Below are 13843 nucleotides of genomic sequence, written 5' to 3'. Positions count from 1 at the left end.
TGTTGATGTCATTGGAGTGAATGGATGAAAAAATTGCCGGTCGCGCACCTATGGGGTTGACAGGTCGGCCGGTATTGTCGGATAACCCCTCCAAACCATATTCAAGGGAAGGAAAACCTACGCAGGGAGTGTAGGTTTTTTTTTGGCCGATGGACATGCTGAAACGAAAAACCGAATGGACCGATGACCTTCTCGCCGGAGCCGCCGGGGTGCTGCTCACCGCGGCGCATCCCGACGTCGACATGCACTGGGTCGCGTGGTTTGCCCTGGCGCCCCTCATGACGTCGCTGAGAGGTGCCTCCGCCCGGACGGCATTCCGCCGCGGCATGGTGGCGGGGATGGTCCATTACCTGACGCTGATCTACTGGCTGGTCTACACCATGCGGACCTATGGCGGCCTGCCGTGGCACCTCGCGGTGCCGCCACTGATTCTGCTCTCCGCCTATCTTTCCATATATGTCGGTCTCTTCGCCATGGTGTGGGCAAGGCTCGCGAAAGGCGTTTTCGTGGCGGTCTTCGCGGCCCCGGCGCTGTGGACCGGGCTCGAATATCTTCGATCTTTCCTGTTTTCCGGATTTCCCTGGGGGCTTCTGGGATATTCCCAGTACGGGAATTTGCATCTGATTCAGATTTCAGATATATTCGGTGTGTACGGGGTCTCTTTTCTGATCGTCCTGGGAAATGCCGCCGTGTTTTTCGCGGCCGCGCATCTGGCCAAATCCCCCTGGCGGGGGCGACCGGTAAAGGCCGCTCACGCCGCCGGGGGGCTTCTGGCCGCCCTCATCGCCGTGGGCGGGTCCCTGGCCTACGGCACGCTCTGCATCCGGTCCACGGAAAGGATGATGGAGACGGCGCCGTCTCTCCGGGCCGCGGTCGTCCAGGGGAATATCGACCAGATGATCAAGTGGGACCCGGCGTTTCAGGAGCAGACCACCGAGAAATACCTGGCCCTGTCCCGAAGCATCGACCCCGGGCCGGACCTTGTGGTCTGGCCGGAGACGGCCGTCCCCTTCTACCTCTTCGACGACGCGGCCCTGACGGAGAGGGTGATCCGGGGCGTCCAGGAGACCGGCGCCCATTTTGTCATCGGCAGCCCGGCCTTTTCGCAGTCGAAAACGGGCATCGACTATTTCAACAGTGCCTACCTCGTGGCCCCGGACGGCCGTCCGGCCGGAAGATACGACAAGGTGCACCTGGTGCCCTTCGGGGAATACGTTCCCCTTCAGGAATGGCTGCCCTTCATCCGGAAGCTGGTCGTTCAGGTGGGCGATTTCAAGACCGGGGAAAAAGGCAAGACCCTGGGTATGGCAGGCCCGCGGCATGGCGGAGCCGGAGCGGGAACCGGTGCCAGGCTCGGGGTGCTGATTTGCTATGAAATCATTTTTCCGGATTTGTCCAGGGCTGCCGCAGCAAACGGCGCGGGGCTCCTGGTCAACGTCACCAACGACGCCTGGTACGGGCGGAGCAGCGCCCCGTACCAGCATTTTTCCATGGCCGTGTTCCGGGCCGTGGAAAACAAGCGGGCCCTGATCCGGTCGGCCAACACGGGGATCAGCGGGTTCATCGATCCGGTGGGCCGGGTGGAAGGAAGCACCCCCCTCTTCGTCGACGCGGCCGTGACGCGCGCCGTCCCGGTGCTGACCCGGAAAACGCCCTACACCCGCGCGGGGGACTGGTTTGCAGCCGCCTGCTCAGGGATTGCAGTAATGATGTCATGCATCGCAACATTCAGGAGGAAAACCCCATGAACACCGAACTCAAACAGACGATCAAGGAAATGCACGCCAAACTGGAACAGTTACGAGGGTATCTTTGACCTCGCGGGAAAAGAAAAACGCCTGGAAGAAATCGAAAAGATCAGCGCCGCCGAAGGCTTCTGGAACCACCCCGACCAGAGCAAGCTGATCCTGAAGGAAAGAACCTCCATCGCCCTCAAGGTTGACCAGTACATGAATCTGGCCCAGGGGGTGGAGGACGGCGAGCTGCTCCTCGACATGGCCCTGGAGGAAAACGACCCGGAGGCCGAGGCCGCCCGGGAAATCCTCTCCATCGAGAAGCGGCTCAAGGCATTTTCCCTGGACCTTATGCTCGACGGCGAGAACGACGAAAACAACGCCATCATCTCCATCAATGCCGGCGCGGGCGGCACCGAAGCCCAGGACTGGGCGGAGATGCTCTTTCGCATGTACGCCCGGTGGGTCGAGCGGAAGGGCTACAAGAGCGAAATCATCGACCTTCAGCCGGGGGACGAGGCCGGCATCAAGAGCGTCACCTTCACGGCCGAGGGGCTGAATGCCTATGGATATCTGCGGTCTGAAAAGGGCATTCACCGCCTGGTGAGGATTTCGCCCTTCAATGCCAGCGGAAAGCGTCACACCTCGTTTGCGTCGGTCTTCGTCTTCCCCGAACTGGACAACGAGATCGTCGTCGACATCGATGAAAAGGACCTTCGGGTGGACGTCTACCGGGCCAGCGGCGCGGGCGGCCAGCACGTCAACAAGACGAGCAGCGCGGTCCGGATCACCCACCTGCCCACGGGGATCGTGGTGCAGTGCCAGCAGGAGAAATCCCAGCACCGGAACAAGGATCTGGCCATGAAGGTCCTGCGCTCGCGGCTCTACGATTTTGAAAAAAGGAAACAGGACGAGAAGATCGAGGAGATGACCGCCGGCAAGGACGACATCGCCTGGGGGAACCAGATCCGCTCCTATGTGCTCCAGCCCTACCAGATGGTGAAGGACCACCGGATCGGACTGGATGTCGGGAATGTGAACAGCGTTCTGGACGGAGATATCGACGTTTTCATCGAGGGCGTGCTGCTGAGCCGCGGCAGGTAGCCTCCATCCCCCCGGCGGACGCGTCCCGGGCTGCGACGGGCGGGAGCCGGCAGGAGAGCGATGAACCCGTATGAATTGATTTCCGAATTCTATGCCCCCGGATCCGAACCCCACCGGATCATGATCCGCCACGGCGAGCAGGTTGCGAAAAAGGCACTTGACGTTGCCCGGCGTCTGGGGTGCGGGGCGCCTGACCTCAAGTTCATCGAGGAGGCGGCCCTTCTCCATGATATCGGCATCTTCCTGACCCGGGCCCGAAAGATCGGCTGCACGGGGACCTGTCCCTATGTCTGCCACGGGTACCTCGGCCGGGAGCTCCTGGAGCGGAAAGGGCTGTTCCGCCACGCCCTCGTGTGCGAGCGCCACGTGGGCGTGGGCATCACCCCGGATGACATTGTGGGCCAGGCCCTGCCGCTCCCCCTGCGCGACATGCGCCCCGTCACCCTGGAGGAGGAGATCATCGCCTATGCGGACAAATTTTATTCCAAGGGCGGCGATGCGGCTGAAAAACCGGTGACGGAGATCCTCCGGGGGCTGGAACGCTTCGGGCCGGACAAGGCCGCGGTGTTCCGCGCCTGGATTCGTCGGTTCGAGGGCAAAGACGCCCTTACTGAGCCCTCACCCGGTTCCTGAGGGTACCGATACCCTCGATGCTGCATTCCACCACGTCCCCGTCCCGGAGGGTGACGGGCGGGTCCCGGAAGATCCCCACCCCGGCGGGGGTCCCCGTCGAGATGATGTCCCCGGGCCACAGGGTGATGTCGCGGCTGATGTAGGCGATGATGGCGGGGATGTCGAAGATCAGGTCCCGGGTGGTGCCCGTCTGCATCACCTGGCCGTTCACCCGCGTTTCGAGGCGGAGTTCCGTGATGTCCGGAATCTCGTCGGGGGTCACGATGGCCGGCCCCAGGGGCGCGAAGGTGTCGAAGGATTTCCCGCGGAACCACTGGCCGTCGCCGAACTGGGCCTCCCGCCCCGAGACGTCGTTCATCACCGTGAATCCCGCGATATGAAGGAAGGCGTCCCGGCGGTCGATCCGTTTCCCGGCCTTTCCTATGACCACGGCCAGCTCCACCTCCCAGTCCACCTGGCCGCTCGTCTCGGGCAGAAGGATCGGGTCGGTCGGCCCGGTGAGGCTGGAGGGGGCCTTGGCGAACAGCAGCGGCGCCGGGGGGGAGTCGAATCCGCCCTCCCGGGCATGCTCCAGGTAGTTCTTGCCGAGGCAGATGATCTTGGAGGGGCGCCGGATCGGCGGGCCCAGCCGGGCCGCCGTCGGCTGCCCGGGGTCCGTGATCCCGGCAGCCCGGGCCGCCCATCCGCCGGCGAAGAAATCCTCCCCGATGTCCGGGATGTCCGGAAAACAGGCGCGCAGATCGACGATGCCGCCCGCCTTCAAAAGGCCCGGCCGCTCTCTTCCGTGCTCACCGAATCGTATCAGCCGCATCCTTCCGTCTCCTTTTCCCCGGGGGTGCCCCGGCCGTCGTCAAGGCCGTCCCGGTAGCGTTTTTCCGCGTGCCAGGCGACCTGGCGGATCAGCCCGCGGATGATGTTGACCTCCCTGGCCCGCGCCTGGATGCGGGTGAAGAACTGGCGCAGGTGGTGCATCCAGTAGTCCGGGTTCTCCGGGTTGATGTAGCAGATCTTGATGAGGATTTCCTTGAGCTGATCGAGCATGTCGTCCAGCTCCCGCCGGCTGGCCATGCGGGGGGCGAAGGCGGGCTTCGATTCACTCCCGGCGTTGAAGAGTTCATAGCACATGACCATGACCGCCTGGGCCAGGTTGAGGGAGGAAAACTCGGCGGTGGGGATATGGACCAGCTCGTGGCAGAGAACGAGGTCGTCGTTGGCCAGGCCCCGGTCTTCCCTCCCGAAGACGACGGCCACCTGGTTCTCCCGCGAGACGGCGATGAGCTTCTCGGCCATGGCGGCCGGGGCGCTGGTCCTGCGCTGCCCCCCCAGGCGGGCGGTGGTGCCGACCACGTACTGGAACGGTTCGAGGGCCTCTTTGAGGGTGGCTTTGAGTTGAATGCCTTCCACGGTCTCCAGGCAGGCGTGGGTGGCCATTTTCCGGATTTTTTCAAGATCGTACTCCCGGGGGTCGACCACCGTGAGCTTGCCGATTCCCATGTTCCGCATGGCCCGCACCGCGGCCCCGATATTTTCGGGATACCGGGGCTGGTGCAGGACGATGGTGATATGGTCCAGGGTGACGGCCTCGGTCATCCGCCGACGATCTCAAAGCTGTTGAAGAAATAGCCGATCTCGAATGCGGCGGTTTCGGGGGCGTCCGATCCGTGGACGATGTTTTTCTCGATGTCCGTGGCAAAATCCCTTCGGATGGTGCCCTCGGCGGCGTCCTTGTAGTTGGTGGCGCCCATCAGTTCACGGTTTTTGGCAATGACGCCGTCGCCCTCCAGCACCATGACGACCGCAGGCCCCGAACTCATGAACGCCGTGAGGCTGCCGAAAAAGGGGCGCTCCCGGTGAACGGCGTAAAACCCCTCGGCCTGGGGGGAGGTCATGTGGATCATCTTCATGGCGGCAATCCGGATGCCCGCCGATTCAAAGCGCTTGATCACCTCTCCGATGAGCCCCCTGGCCACGCCGTCGGGTTTGATGATGGATAAGGTTCTTTCAATCATGATGGCACGTTTCCTTTCATGGGTTTAGGTTCCCCGGTGCCATATCAAAAGGCGGGGGCCAAGTCAACGGGCATGGGGATGTCGCAAAAAAATCCATGTGTTACCGCCTGCGGGGGTTTGGAATGCGGACCATGGCCCGGTTCGGAGATCCCGTCGGGTGCAGGATTTCCATTGTGATCCGGTTTTTTCGGCGACAGATCGGGCAGTCGGCACCGGAAGGCGGAGGAAGACGCCCCGCCCGAAAAGCGGCGCGGCCGTTGCGGCGCGTGCCGTGTCGGGGCTAGCCCCTCGGCGGATGATAAAATGCCGTTTGCAAAGGCTGAAACACTTGTGGTAGGGAGATCCGAATGCGCCGGGAACGAACAGCCGCTCCCCCGGACAGGTGTGTCGGCCGTTGACAGGGCCGCCGCACAGGCAGATTGTCAACCCAATACCGCGGAAAAATCAATGGAAAACCATGTGGGGGAAGCCCCGGCGGATCATCAGCAGAACATCGGCAAGGTCTCCTTCTCGGACATCGAGTTGGCCCGGCAGCTCTTCGGGGAGCACAACCGCAATCTCCTTCGCATCGCCGACGCGACCGACTGCCGCATTCACGCAAGGGGCAGCACGGTGTTCATTGATGGCGATCCGATCCCGGCGGCCCTGGTCCGGAACATCCTCGAGCAGCTTTACGATCTCCTGAAAAACGGGTATCCCGTCTATCCCAACGACATCGACTACGCCGTCAGCGTCCTGAGTCACGATGACCGGACGCGCCTGAAGGACATCTTTCTGGACACGGTCTATGTGACCTCCAAAAAACGCTCCATTACGCCCAAGAGCCCTTCCCAGAAGGCCTATATCGATGCCATGCGGCAGTTCGACATCGTTTTCGGCATCGGGCCGGCCGGCACCGGGAAAACCTACCTGGCCATGGCCATGGCGGTGGCGGCCCTGTCCAAGGGGGTGGTCAGCCGGATCGTCCTGACCCGCCCCGCCGTCGAGGCCGGCGAGACGCTGGGGTTTCTTCCGGGGGACCTGACCGATAAGGTGGACCCCTACCTGCGGCCGCTCTACGACGCGCTCCATGACATGATGCGGTTCGAGAAGGCGTCGAAGCTGATGGAGCAGAACGTGATCGAGGTGGCGCCCATCGCCTTCATGCGCGGCAGGACCCTGAACGATTCCTTCATCATCCTCGACGAGGCCCAGAACACCACCTCCGAACAGATGAAGATGTTTCTGACCCGCATCGGGTTCAACTCAAAAGCCGTGATCACCGGAGACGTCACCCAGGTGGACCTCCCTCCCCACCGGATCTCCGGGCTGATCGAAGCCCGGGATATCCTCCGGAACATCAAGGGCATTGAGTTCGTCTTTTTTTCGAAGACCGATGTCGTCCGCCACCGCCTGGTGCAGGACGTCATCGACGCCTACGAAAAGCTGGACGAGTTGAAACGGATGGACAAATGACTCTCGAAAAAGCCAAAAGCCATGTGTTTTCGGTGCTGGAGAGCACGGGGCCGGTCAAGTGGATCCTGCTGGTCCTGGTCATGACGGTCTTCACGACGCTTCTCTACCCCAATACCATTATCAGAAGGCATGACTACCAGTTGGGGGATGTGGCCGAGCGCGATATCAAGGCGCCCCGGGACTTCTTTATCGAAGACCTGGCGGGCACGGAAAAAAAGCGGCAGCAGGCCGCCGAAGCGGTGCTGACGGTATATGACCACAACAAGGCCCTGATCGAGGCCATCCGGGGGAACGTGGAAGGTGCATTCGCCATGATGCACGAACCCGAAGAGGCCGCCGGCGCGGCCGGGACGCCGGACGGCGCTCCGGCGCCGGCGGATGCCGCCGAAAGCCCGCCCGGGGAGGCGCCCCGCGGGGGATGGCAGCAGAAGGACGCCTTCGAGAAGAAGCTCGGCATCACCGTCAGCACCGGTGCCTTCAATGTCTTGGAAAAGGAGGGTTTTTCCTTCGAGATCCCCACCCTGATCCTAGGGATCATCGACCGGATCCTCACCAACGGGGTGGTATCCAACAAGGAGTTGCTGATGCGGGATGCCGACCGGGGCATCATCCTTCGGACCGTCGACTCCGTGGAAGAGAAGGCGGTCCACAACCTGGAGCAGTTCTACGGCCTGGACCAGGCCAAGGCCATGGTGAGGATCGTCGGCAAGCCGCTCCTGGGCGACCTCAGCTATACCGCATCCAACCTGATCGTGGACTTCACCCAGAGGCTGCTTCAGCCCAACATCACCCTGAACCGGAGAGAGACCGAGGAGCGGAAGGCGGCGGCCGCGGAGGCCGTCAAACCGATATTATACCAGATCAAGGCCGGCGAGATGCTCCTCCGCGAGGGGGAGCGGGTGACTGAGGTCCAGCTTCTCAAGCTCAACAGCCTGCGGCAGCAGAGCCGCCTGGAAAAGGGCTACGTCCGGGGCGCGGGCGGGCTCATCCTGATCCTCTCCATGCTGATCATCGTCTACTTCCTCCAGACCCGACAACTTGGCAGCGGGCTCCTCGACAGCAACAAGGCCGTGATGTTTCTCTCGGTGATGATGATCATTTTCCTGCTCCTCCCCAATGCGTCGGAGACCCTGTTCAAGGCCGTGGCCCGAAATACGCCGATCGTGGCTTCCGAAGACACCCTTTTTGCAGGGATTCCCATGGCCGCGGGGGCCATGACCGTCTGCCTTTTTCTGAGATTCGGCACGGCCGTCTCGTTTGCCGCGGTGGTGTCGGCCTGCACGGCCGTGATCTTCCAGGGGCGGTTTGAGATTTTTCTCTATTTCTTCCTGAGCAGCCTGATGGGCGCTCACTGGATGCAGAACTGCCGGGAGCGGAAGGTGTTCATCAAGGCGGGCATCCGGCTGGGCTTCCTGAATATTCTCCTCGTCAGCGGGGCGGCCGTCTACATCCGGGGCGTGCCGGGCTTCGATATCATCTGGGTCTGGGTCTTCGCCTTTGTTTCCGGCATCGCGGCGGGCATCATCACCGCGGGCATCGTGCCCATGATGGAGCTGGCCTTCGGCTACACGACGGACATCACCCTGCTGGAGCTGGCCAACCTGGAGCAGCCCATCCTTCGCCGGCTCATGATGGAGGCCCCCGGGACCTACCACCATTCCGTGGTGGTGGGGTCCATGGTGGAGGCCGCGGCGGCCGAGATCGGGGCCAACCCGATCCTCGCCAGGGTCTGCGGCTATTATCACGATATCGGGAAGATCAACAAGCCCTTGTATTTCATTGAAAACCAGATGCAGTGTGAAAACCGGCACGACAAACTCGCCCCGTCCATGTCGAGCCTGATTTTGATCTCCCACGTCAAAGAGGGGGTCGAGCTGGCCAGGAAGCACAAGCTGGGCAAGGAGATCATCAATGCCATCCAGCAGCACCACGGGACCAGCCTGATCCGGTTTTTTTACGACAAGGCCGTCAAGCTCCGGGGCGAGCAGGCGGTCAAGATGGAAAATTTCCGGTACCCGGGCCCCAAACCCGAGACGCGGGAAATCGGCCTGGTCATGCTGGCCGATGTTGTCGAGGCCGCCTCCAGGACCCTGGAGAACCCGAACCCGTCCCGCATCCAGGGACTCGTCCAGAGCCTTATCAACAAGATTTTTTCAGACGGCCAGCTGGATCACTGCGAACTGACCCTGAAGGACCTTCACCGGATTGCCAAGAGCTTCAACAAGATCCTCAACGGGATCCATCACCATCGCATCGATTATCCCGAGAAGAACGCCGCAAAGGACGGCAAGGACACCCATGAGCGTGCTGATCACCAACCATCAAAGCCGGTTCAACGTCTCCCAGGACAGCCTAAGGAAGAAGGCCCAGACCATTTTAAACGTCTTGGGCTGTGAAAATGCCGAGCTTTCCATCCTGATCGTTGACGACCGCGAGATGGCTCTGTACAATCAGGAATATCTCAACCGGGAAGGGCCGACCAACGTCATCGCCTTTCCCATGCAGGAAGGGGAATTCGCCCATGTGACTCCTTACCTCCTGGGAGATGTCGTGCTCTCCCTGGATACCGCCGGCCGGGAAGCGGAGGAGATGGGGATCGGCCTGTCCCTTCGGGTGGACGAGCTTCTGGTTCACGGCATCCTCCACCTTATGGGGTACGACCACGAAAATAGCGAGGCGGAAGCGCGCCGCATGGAGGAGAAGAGCGGGGCACTGACCTCCCTGATTCGGGAAATCGAAGCATGAACCCGGCCGTCCTCACCCTTGTGTCGCAATCCCCCGAGAAGACCCGTGACCTCGGCAGGGAGATCGGCCTGCGGGTCGCCCCCGGGGCCATCATTGCGCTCTACGGCGACCTGGGAAGCGGGAAGACGGTGCTGGTGCAGGGCTTGGCCCGGGGGCTGGGGGTGCCCGAGGAGTATTACGTCACCAGCCCGACCTATACCCTGATCAACGAATATCCCGGACGGCTCCCGCTTTATCATATCGACCTGTATCGCCTGGACGCGGGCGCGGGGGTTGCGGATATCGGCCTGGATGAAGCCCTGTACGGCGGCGGCGTCGCGGCGGTCGAGTGGGCGGAGCGGTGCCGCGGGAATGCGTTTTCTGAATATCTTGCCGTCCATCTTGAAGCGGCCGGCGAGGATCGGCGCGGGATCCGGCTGATCGCCCATGGACCCGGGATGGTCAAATTGGTCAATGATCTGGAACATGTTTTTAAGGAGAAATGATGGGGGTAATTGTACAGAAATTCGGGGGGACATCGGTCGCGGATATCGAACGTATTCAGAAAGTCGCGGCAAGGGTCGCCAAAACCTATGAAGCGGGCAACGACGTGGTGGTCATCCTTTCGGCCATGGCCGGCGTGACGGACAATCTCATCTCGATGGCCCGCAGGATCTCCGACCGGCCGGAAAAGCGGGAACTGGACGTGCTGCTGGCCACGGGCGAGCAGACGACGGCCTCCCTCCTCGCCATGACCCTGATGGCCATGAAATATCCGGCCCGGTCCCTGATGGGGTTTCAGGCGGAGGTCCGGACGGACTGCGCTTTCGGCAACGCCAGGATCCTGGATATCCACGCAGATCGGATCAGGTCGTTCCTCAACGGGCGGAACATCGTCGTGATCGCCGGATTCCAGGGGCATGACTGCGAGGGAAACATCACGACGCTCGGCCGGGGCGGGAGCGACACCTCGGCGGTGGCCATCGCCGCGGCGCTCAAGGCCGATGTCTGCGAGATCTACACGGATGTCGACGGGGTCTACACCACGGATCCGAACATCTGCAGCAAGGCCAGGAAAATCAGAAAAATCGCCTATGACGAGATGCTCGAGATGGCCAGCCTCGGCGCGAAGGTCCTTCAGATCCGCTCCGTGGAATTTGCCAAGAAATACAATGTCCCCATTCACGTGCGTTCATCATTTTCGGAGGAGGAGGGTACGATGGTTTGGAGCGAGGAATGTGATATGGAGCGCCTCATGGTCTCCGGGATCACCTGCAGCAAGAGCGATGCGCGCATCATGGTCAAGGGCGTGCCGGACCAGCCCGGCATCGCGGCCCGGGTGCTGACCCCCATTGCCGAGGCCGGCATCGTGGTGGACATGATCATTCAGTCGTCCCCCAAAAACGGGACCAATGACATCGCGTTCACCGTGCCGCGGACGGAATACAAGGCCGCCATGGAAATCGAGCAGCGGGTCGCGGCGGAGATCGGGGCCGAGGGGGTATACGGGGACGACGGCATCGCCAAGATCTCGGTCGTGGGCGTGGGGATGAAGAGCCATTCGGGGGTGGCTGCGAAAATGTTTTCGACCCTGGCCGCGGAAAATATCAACATCCGGATGATCAGCACCTCCGAGATCCACATCTCCTGCGTCATCGTGGAAAAGTATGCCGAGCTGGCCGTTCGTGCCCTTCATACGGCGTTCGGGCTGGACAGCGACCTCTAAAAGATGAGGCGCTTCGACCCGGAGCAGCTTCTGGCCGCCGCCCTTCTGGCCCTGGTTCTGGCGGGAGTGATCGTGGCGCGGAAAATGCTCTCTTTTTGATTGACAACGTCAATCCCCATGAATAGATTAGATGAAATTTCAAGTTCATGAGCGAATTGTCTCATGATACATTATCCAAGGAGGAAAAAGCATGCTCGAGGTAACGCCGTCGGCAACGACGCAACTTCAGGAATATTTCAAAGGCAAGAATGTCGAACCCATCCGTATTTTTTTGAACGAAGGCGGCTGAGGCGGCCCGTCCCTGGCGATGGCTCTGGATGAGCCTCGGGATGGCGATCTGACGAGAGAGATTGATGGGTTTACGTACCTCATCAACGAGGATTTCATGGAAAAAGTGAAGCCGATCAAGGTCGATTTCATGGACATCGGGTTCAAGCTCACCTGCAACGCCGAGTTCAGGCCCAGCAGCAGCGGCGGCGGCGGTTGCTCGGGCTGCGGAACCACCAGCAACTGCTGCTCCTAAATTCAGGGTCAGACAGTCTAAAGAAAGGGCGGCCTGATACGGCTGCCCTTTTTGCTTGACCCGATGCCTTTTGTGAGGAGGGAGCGCCGGGTCTGAATTTCAAGCCGGGGAGGATGTGGGGATGGCCATGGTGGAGTATGTCCTGGAGGAACAAACGGCGCTGTTGACCCTGGGCGCCGGTGAGAATCGATTCAATCCCGATTTCATCCACGCGGTTTTGAGCGCACTGGACCGCATCGAGGCGGAGACCGATGCCGCCGTCCTCGTGGTGCGGTCGTCGCACGAGAAAATTTTCTGCAACGGCATCGACCTGGAGTGGCTCACGCCGATCATCCGGAGCCAGGATACGGCAGCGGCCACGGATTTTTTCTATCTGCTCAACCGGCTCTTCAGGCGGACCCTGACCTATCCCATGATCACCGTGGCCGCCATCACCGGCCATTCCTTTGCCGGAGGCGCCATCTGGTCCTGCGCCTTCGATTTCCGGTTCATGCGCTCGGACCGGGGATATTTCTGCTTTCCGGAGGTCGACCTGGGCATTCCGTTTCTGCCGGGCATGCTGGCCCTGCTGAAAAAAGCCATCCCCATGTACAAACTCGAGGAGATGCACCACACCGGAATCCGCCTGACGGCCGAGGAATGCGCCCGCCACCACATTGTCACGAAAGCCTGCACCCTGGAGCGCCTCGTTCCGGAGGCCATGGCCTTCGGCAGGGGGCTTGTCAAGCGGCGGGAAATTCTCAGGGAGATGAAAGCCAGGCTGTACAGGGATATCCTCCATGCCCTCGACGTGGAGGATGTTCCTTACATCGAATCCGGACGATTCAATATCGATTGACCCGGCAGGCGCCGCTTCTTGCATCCGGCCGCGCCTTCCCGAAGGGTCGATCTCTCGGAGGTGAATCATGAACATTTGGATTACCGGCGGAACGGGATTTGTGGGTACGCGGCTGTCGGCCCTTCTCCTGGAAAAGGGCCATGGGGTTGCCGCCGTCGGCAGCCGACCGGATTTTGAAGGAATCCGTCATCCGAATTTCCGGTATGTCTCCGCCGACACCAGCCGGGAAGGTCCCTGGCAGGAGGGGCTTCGGGAGGCTGATGCCGTCGTCAACCTGACGGGCCGTTCCATTTTCAGCTACTGGACGGAACGGACCAAGGCGCAGATCTACGAAAGCCGCGTCGCCACGACCCGCAACATCGCGGCGGCCCTGGGTGGAGACCCCGGGAGGGAACGGGTTCTGGTCAGCACATCGGCGGTGGGGTACTACGGCGACCGCGGGGATGAAATCCTCACCGAGGCGTCGCCCCGGGGAGAGGGCTTCCTTGCGGACCTTTCCAGGGATTGGGAAGCGGCTGCGCTGGCGGCCGGGGATACCGCCGTCCGGGTGGTGATCGCCCGGTTCGGTATCGTTTTGGATAAAAGCGGCGGGGCATTGAAGCAGATGCTGCCGCCGTTCCGGCTGGGTCTTGGGGGGCCGATGGGCGATGGCCGGCACTGGTTCCCATGGATCCACATGGACGACCTGCTGTCGGCCATCCTGTTCGCGCTGACGGATGCCAAGGTAGCGGGGCCGGTGAACCTGACCGCCCCGAATCCGGTTCAGAACCGGACCTTCGTCAAGGCCCTGGGCCGGGTGCTGCTCCGGCCCGCCCTGGTCCCGGTTCCGGGATGCGTGATCCGGACGGCCCTGGGCGAACTGGGCGGGGTGCTTCTTTCCAGCCAGCGGGTGCTTCCCGTGAGGCTCCTCGACAGCGGCTTCCGGTTTGAATACCCGGATATCGCCCCGGCCCTGAAACACCTGATTCGCGGGTGAGGCCCGAAGAAAGCCCCCGATGCCGCGCTGAAGGGCGGCGGGGTGATATTATCTGTTGCATCGGAGGCCCCTTCCATGGCATGAGGGACACGAAAACGGCGAACCGCACGGCATGGAAAGAA

General features: G+C 61.7%; 14 protein-coding genes. 11 read left to right on the top strand and 3 right to left on the bottom strand.

What is annotated here, in order from left to right; all coding sequences use genetic code 11:
* Positions 1 to 155 precede the first annotated feature (155 nt).
* From lnt to ACEW8N_RS10255, 3 genes are all read left to right on the top strand, one after another.
* A complete protein-coding gene (gene lnt, locus ACEW8N_RS10265) occupies positions 156 to 1748 on the top strand; it encodes an apolipoprotein N-acyltransferase (RefSeq protein ID WP_373499723.1) in 1593 nt (530 codons plus the stop codon).
* A protein-coding gene (gene prfB, locus ACEW8N_RS10260; RefSeq protein WP_373499722.1) for a peptide chain release factor 2 occupies positions 1745 to 2837 on the top strand; the annotation gives its coding sequence in 2 pieces (ribosomal slippage) (positions 1745 to 1813 and positions 1815 to 2837; 1092 coding nt in all). Before lnt ends, prfB begins: the two co-directional genes overlap by 4 nt.
* 60 nt (positions 2838 to 2897) lie before the next feature.
* Positions 2898 to 3470: an HD domain-containing protein gene (locus ACEW8N_RS10255; protein WP_373499721.1), complete on the top strand. Its 573-nt coding sequence runs from the start codon at positions 2898 to 2900 to the stop codon at positions 3468 to 3470.
* Here ACEW8N_RS10255 and ACEW8N_RS10250 read toward each other — a convergent pair.
* From ACEW8N_RS10250 to ndk, 3 genes are read right to left on the bottom strand one after another with little or no spacing between them, the layout of a single operon-like run.
* On the bottom strand, positions 3445 to 4281 hold the full coding sequence (locus tag ACEW8N_RS10250; RefSeq protein WP_373499720.1) for a fumarylacetoacetate hydrolase family protein: 837 nt from the start codon (positions 4279 to 4281) through the stop codon (positions 3445 to 3447). The genes ACEW8N_RS10255 and ACEW8N_RS10250 overlap by 26 nt on opposite strands.
* On the bottom strand, positions 4272 to 5060 hold the full coding sequence (locus ACEW8N_RS10245) for an RNA methyltransferase (protein ID WP_373499719.1): 789 nt from the start codon (positions 5058 to 5060) through the stop codon (positions 4272 to 4274). Before ACEW8N_RS10245 ends, ACEW8N_RS10250 begins: the two co-directional genes overlap by 10 nt.
* Positions 5057 to 5479: a nucleoside-diphosphate kinase gene (gene ndk / locus ACEW8N_RS10240; protein ID WP_373499718.1), complete on the bottom strand. Its 423-nt coding sequence runs from the start codon at positions 5477 to 5479 to the stop codon at positions 5057 to 5059. The genes ACEW8N_RS10245 and ndk overlap by 4 nt, the downstream gene beginning before the upstream one ends.
* A gap of 447 nt (positions 5480 to 5926) precedes the next feature.
* Here ndk and ACEW8N_RS10235 point away from each other — a divergent pair, with 447 nt between their 5' ends.
* The 8 genes from ACEW8N_RS10235 to ACEW8N_RS10200 all read left to right on the top strand — a co-directional run bounded on the left by ACEW8N_RS10235 (position 5927) and on the right by ACEW8N_RS10200 (position 13721).
* A complete protein-coding gene (locus ACEW8N_RS10235; protein WP_373499717.1) occupies positions 5927 to 6934 on the top strand; it encodes a PhoH family protein in 1008 nt (335 codons plus the stop codon).
* The gene (locus ACEW8N_RS10230) at positions 6931 to 9330 is read left to right on the top strand and encodes an HD family phosphohydrolase (RefSeq protein WP_373499716.1); all 2400 of its coding nucleotides are present in this window, start codon (positions 6931 to 6933) and stop codon (positions 9328 to 9330) included. The genes ACEW8N_RS10235 and ACEW8N_RS10230 overlap by 4 nt, the downstream gene beginning before the upstream one ends.
* Positions 9233 to 9679 (top strand): rRNA maturation RNase YbeY, encoded by a 447-nt coding sequence (ybeY, locus tag ACEW8N_RS10225; RefSeq protein ID WP_373499715.1) that lies wholly within the window; start codon positions 9233 to 9235, stop codon positions 9677 to 9679. The genes ACEW8N_RS10230 and ybeY overlap by 98 nt, the downstream gene beginning before the upstream one ends.
* Positions 9676 to 10164, top strand: a complete 489-nt coding sequence (gene tsaE / locus ACEW8N_RS10220) for a tRNA (adenosine(37)-N6)-threonylcarbamoyltransferase complex ATPase subunit type 1 TsaE (protein WP_373499714.1) — start codon at positions 9676 to 9678, stop codon at positions 10162 to 10164. Before ybeY ends, tsaE begins: the two co-directional genes overlap by 4 nt.
* Positions 10164 to 11384: an aspartate kinase gene (locus ACEW8N_RS10215; protein WP_373499713.1), complete on the top strand. Its 1221-nt coding sequence runs from the start codon at positions 10164 to 10166 to the stop codon at positions 11382 to 11384. The genes tsaE and ACEW8N_RS10215 overlap by 1 nt, the downstream gene beginning before the upstream one ends.
* Before the next feature lie 385 nt (positions 11385 to 11769).
* The gene (locus tag ACEW8N_RS10210) at positions 11770 to 11907 is read left to right on the top strand and encodes a hypothetical protein (protein ID WP_373499712.1); all 138 of its coding nucleotides are present in this window, start codon (positions 11770 to 11772) and stop codon (positions 11905 to 11907) included.
* Between the two features lie 121 nt (positions 11908 to 12028).
* Complete coding sequence (locus ACEW8N_RS10205; protein ID WP_373499711.1) at positions 12029 to 12745, top strand: enoyl-CoA hydratase/isomerase family protein; 717 nt, start codon at positions 12029 to 12031, stop codon at positions 12743 to 12745.
* Positions 12746 to 12812: 67 nt separating this feature from the next.
* Positions 12813 to 13721, top strand: a complete 909-nt coding sequence (locus tag ACEW8N_RS10200; protein ID WP_373499710.1) for a TIGR01777 family oxidoreductase — start codon at positions 12813 to 12815, stop codon at positions 13719 to 13721.
* Positions 13722 to 13843 lie beyond the last annotated feature (122 nt).

Origin of the sequence: Desulfococcus sp., from assembly GCF_041737845.1 — a bacterium.
Taxonomy (GTDB): domain Bacteria; phylum Desulfobacterota; class Desulfobacteria; order Desulfobacterales; family Desulfococcaceae; genus Desulfococcus.
Note: the sequence above shows the minus strand (reverse complement) of the source record. Positions and strands in the feature narration are given on the sequence as shown.

Coding starts and splice junctions, on each gene's coding strand:
- lnt (WP_373499723.1), top strand. CDS start 156: ATGCTGAAACGAAAAACCGAATGGACCGATGACCTTCTCGCCGGAGCC.
- ACEW8N_RS10255 (WP_373499721.1), top strand. CDS start 2,898: ATGAACCCGTATGAATTGATTTCCGAATTCTATGCCCCCGGATCCGAA.
- ACEW8N_RS10250 (WP_373499720.1), bottom strand. CDS start 4,281: ATGCGGCTGATACGATTCGGTGAGCACGGAAGAGAGCGGCCGGGCCTT.
- ACEW8N_RS10245 (WP_373499719.1), bottom strand. CDS start 5,060: ATGACCGAGGCCGTCACCCTGGACCATATCACCATCGTCCTGCACCAG.
- ndk (WP_373499718.1), bottom strand. CDS start 5,479: ATGATTGAAAGAACCTTATCCATCATCAAACCCGACGGCGTGGCCAGG.
- ACEW8N_RS10235 (WP_373499717.1), top strand. CDS start 5,927: ATGGAAAACCATGTGGGGGAAGCCCCGGCGGATCATCAGCAGAACATC.
- ACEW8N_RS10230 (WP_373499716.1), top strand. CDS start 6,931: ATGACTCTCGAAAAAGCCAAAAGCCATGTGTTTTCGGTGCTGGAGAGC.
- ybeY (WP_373499715.1), top strand. CDS start 9,233: ATGAGCGTGCTGATCACCAACCATCAAAGCCGGTTCAACGTCTCCCAG.
- tsaE (WP_373499714.1), top strand. CDS start 9,676: ATGAACCCGGCCGTCCTCACCCTTGTGTCGCAATCCCCCGAGAAGACC.
- ACEW8N_RS10215 (WP_373499713.1), top strand. CDS start 10,164: ATGGGGGTAATTGTACAGAAATTCGGGGGGACATCGGTCGCGGATATC.
- ACEW8N_RS10210 (WP_373499712.1), top strand. CDS start 11,770: ATGGAAAAAGTGAAGCCGATCAAGGTCGATTTCATGGACATCGGGTTC.
- ACEW8N_RS10205 (WP_373499711.1), top strand. CDS start 12,029: ATGGCCATGGTGGAGTATGTCCTGGAGGAACAAACGGCGCTGTTGACC.
- ACEW8N_RS10200 (WP_373499710.1), top strand. CDS start 12,813: ATGAACATTTGGATTACCGGCGGAACGGGATTTGTGGGTACGCGGCTG.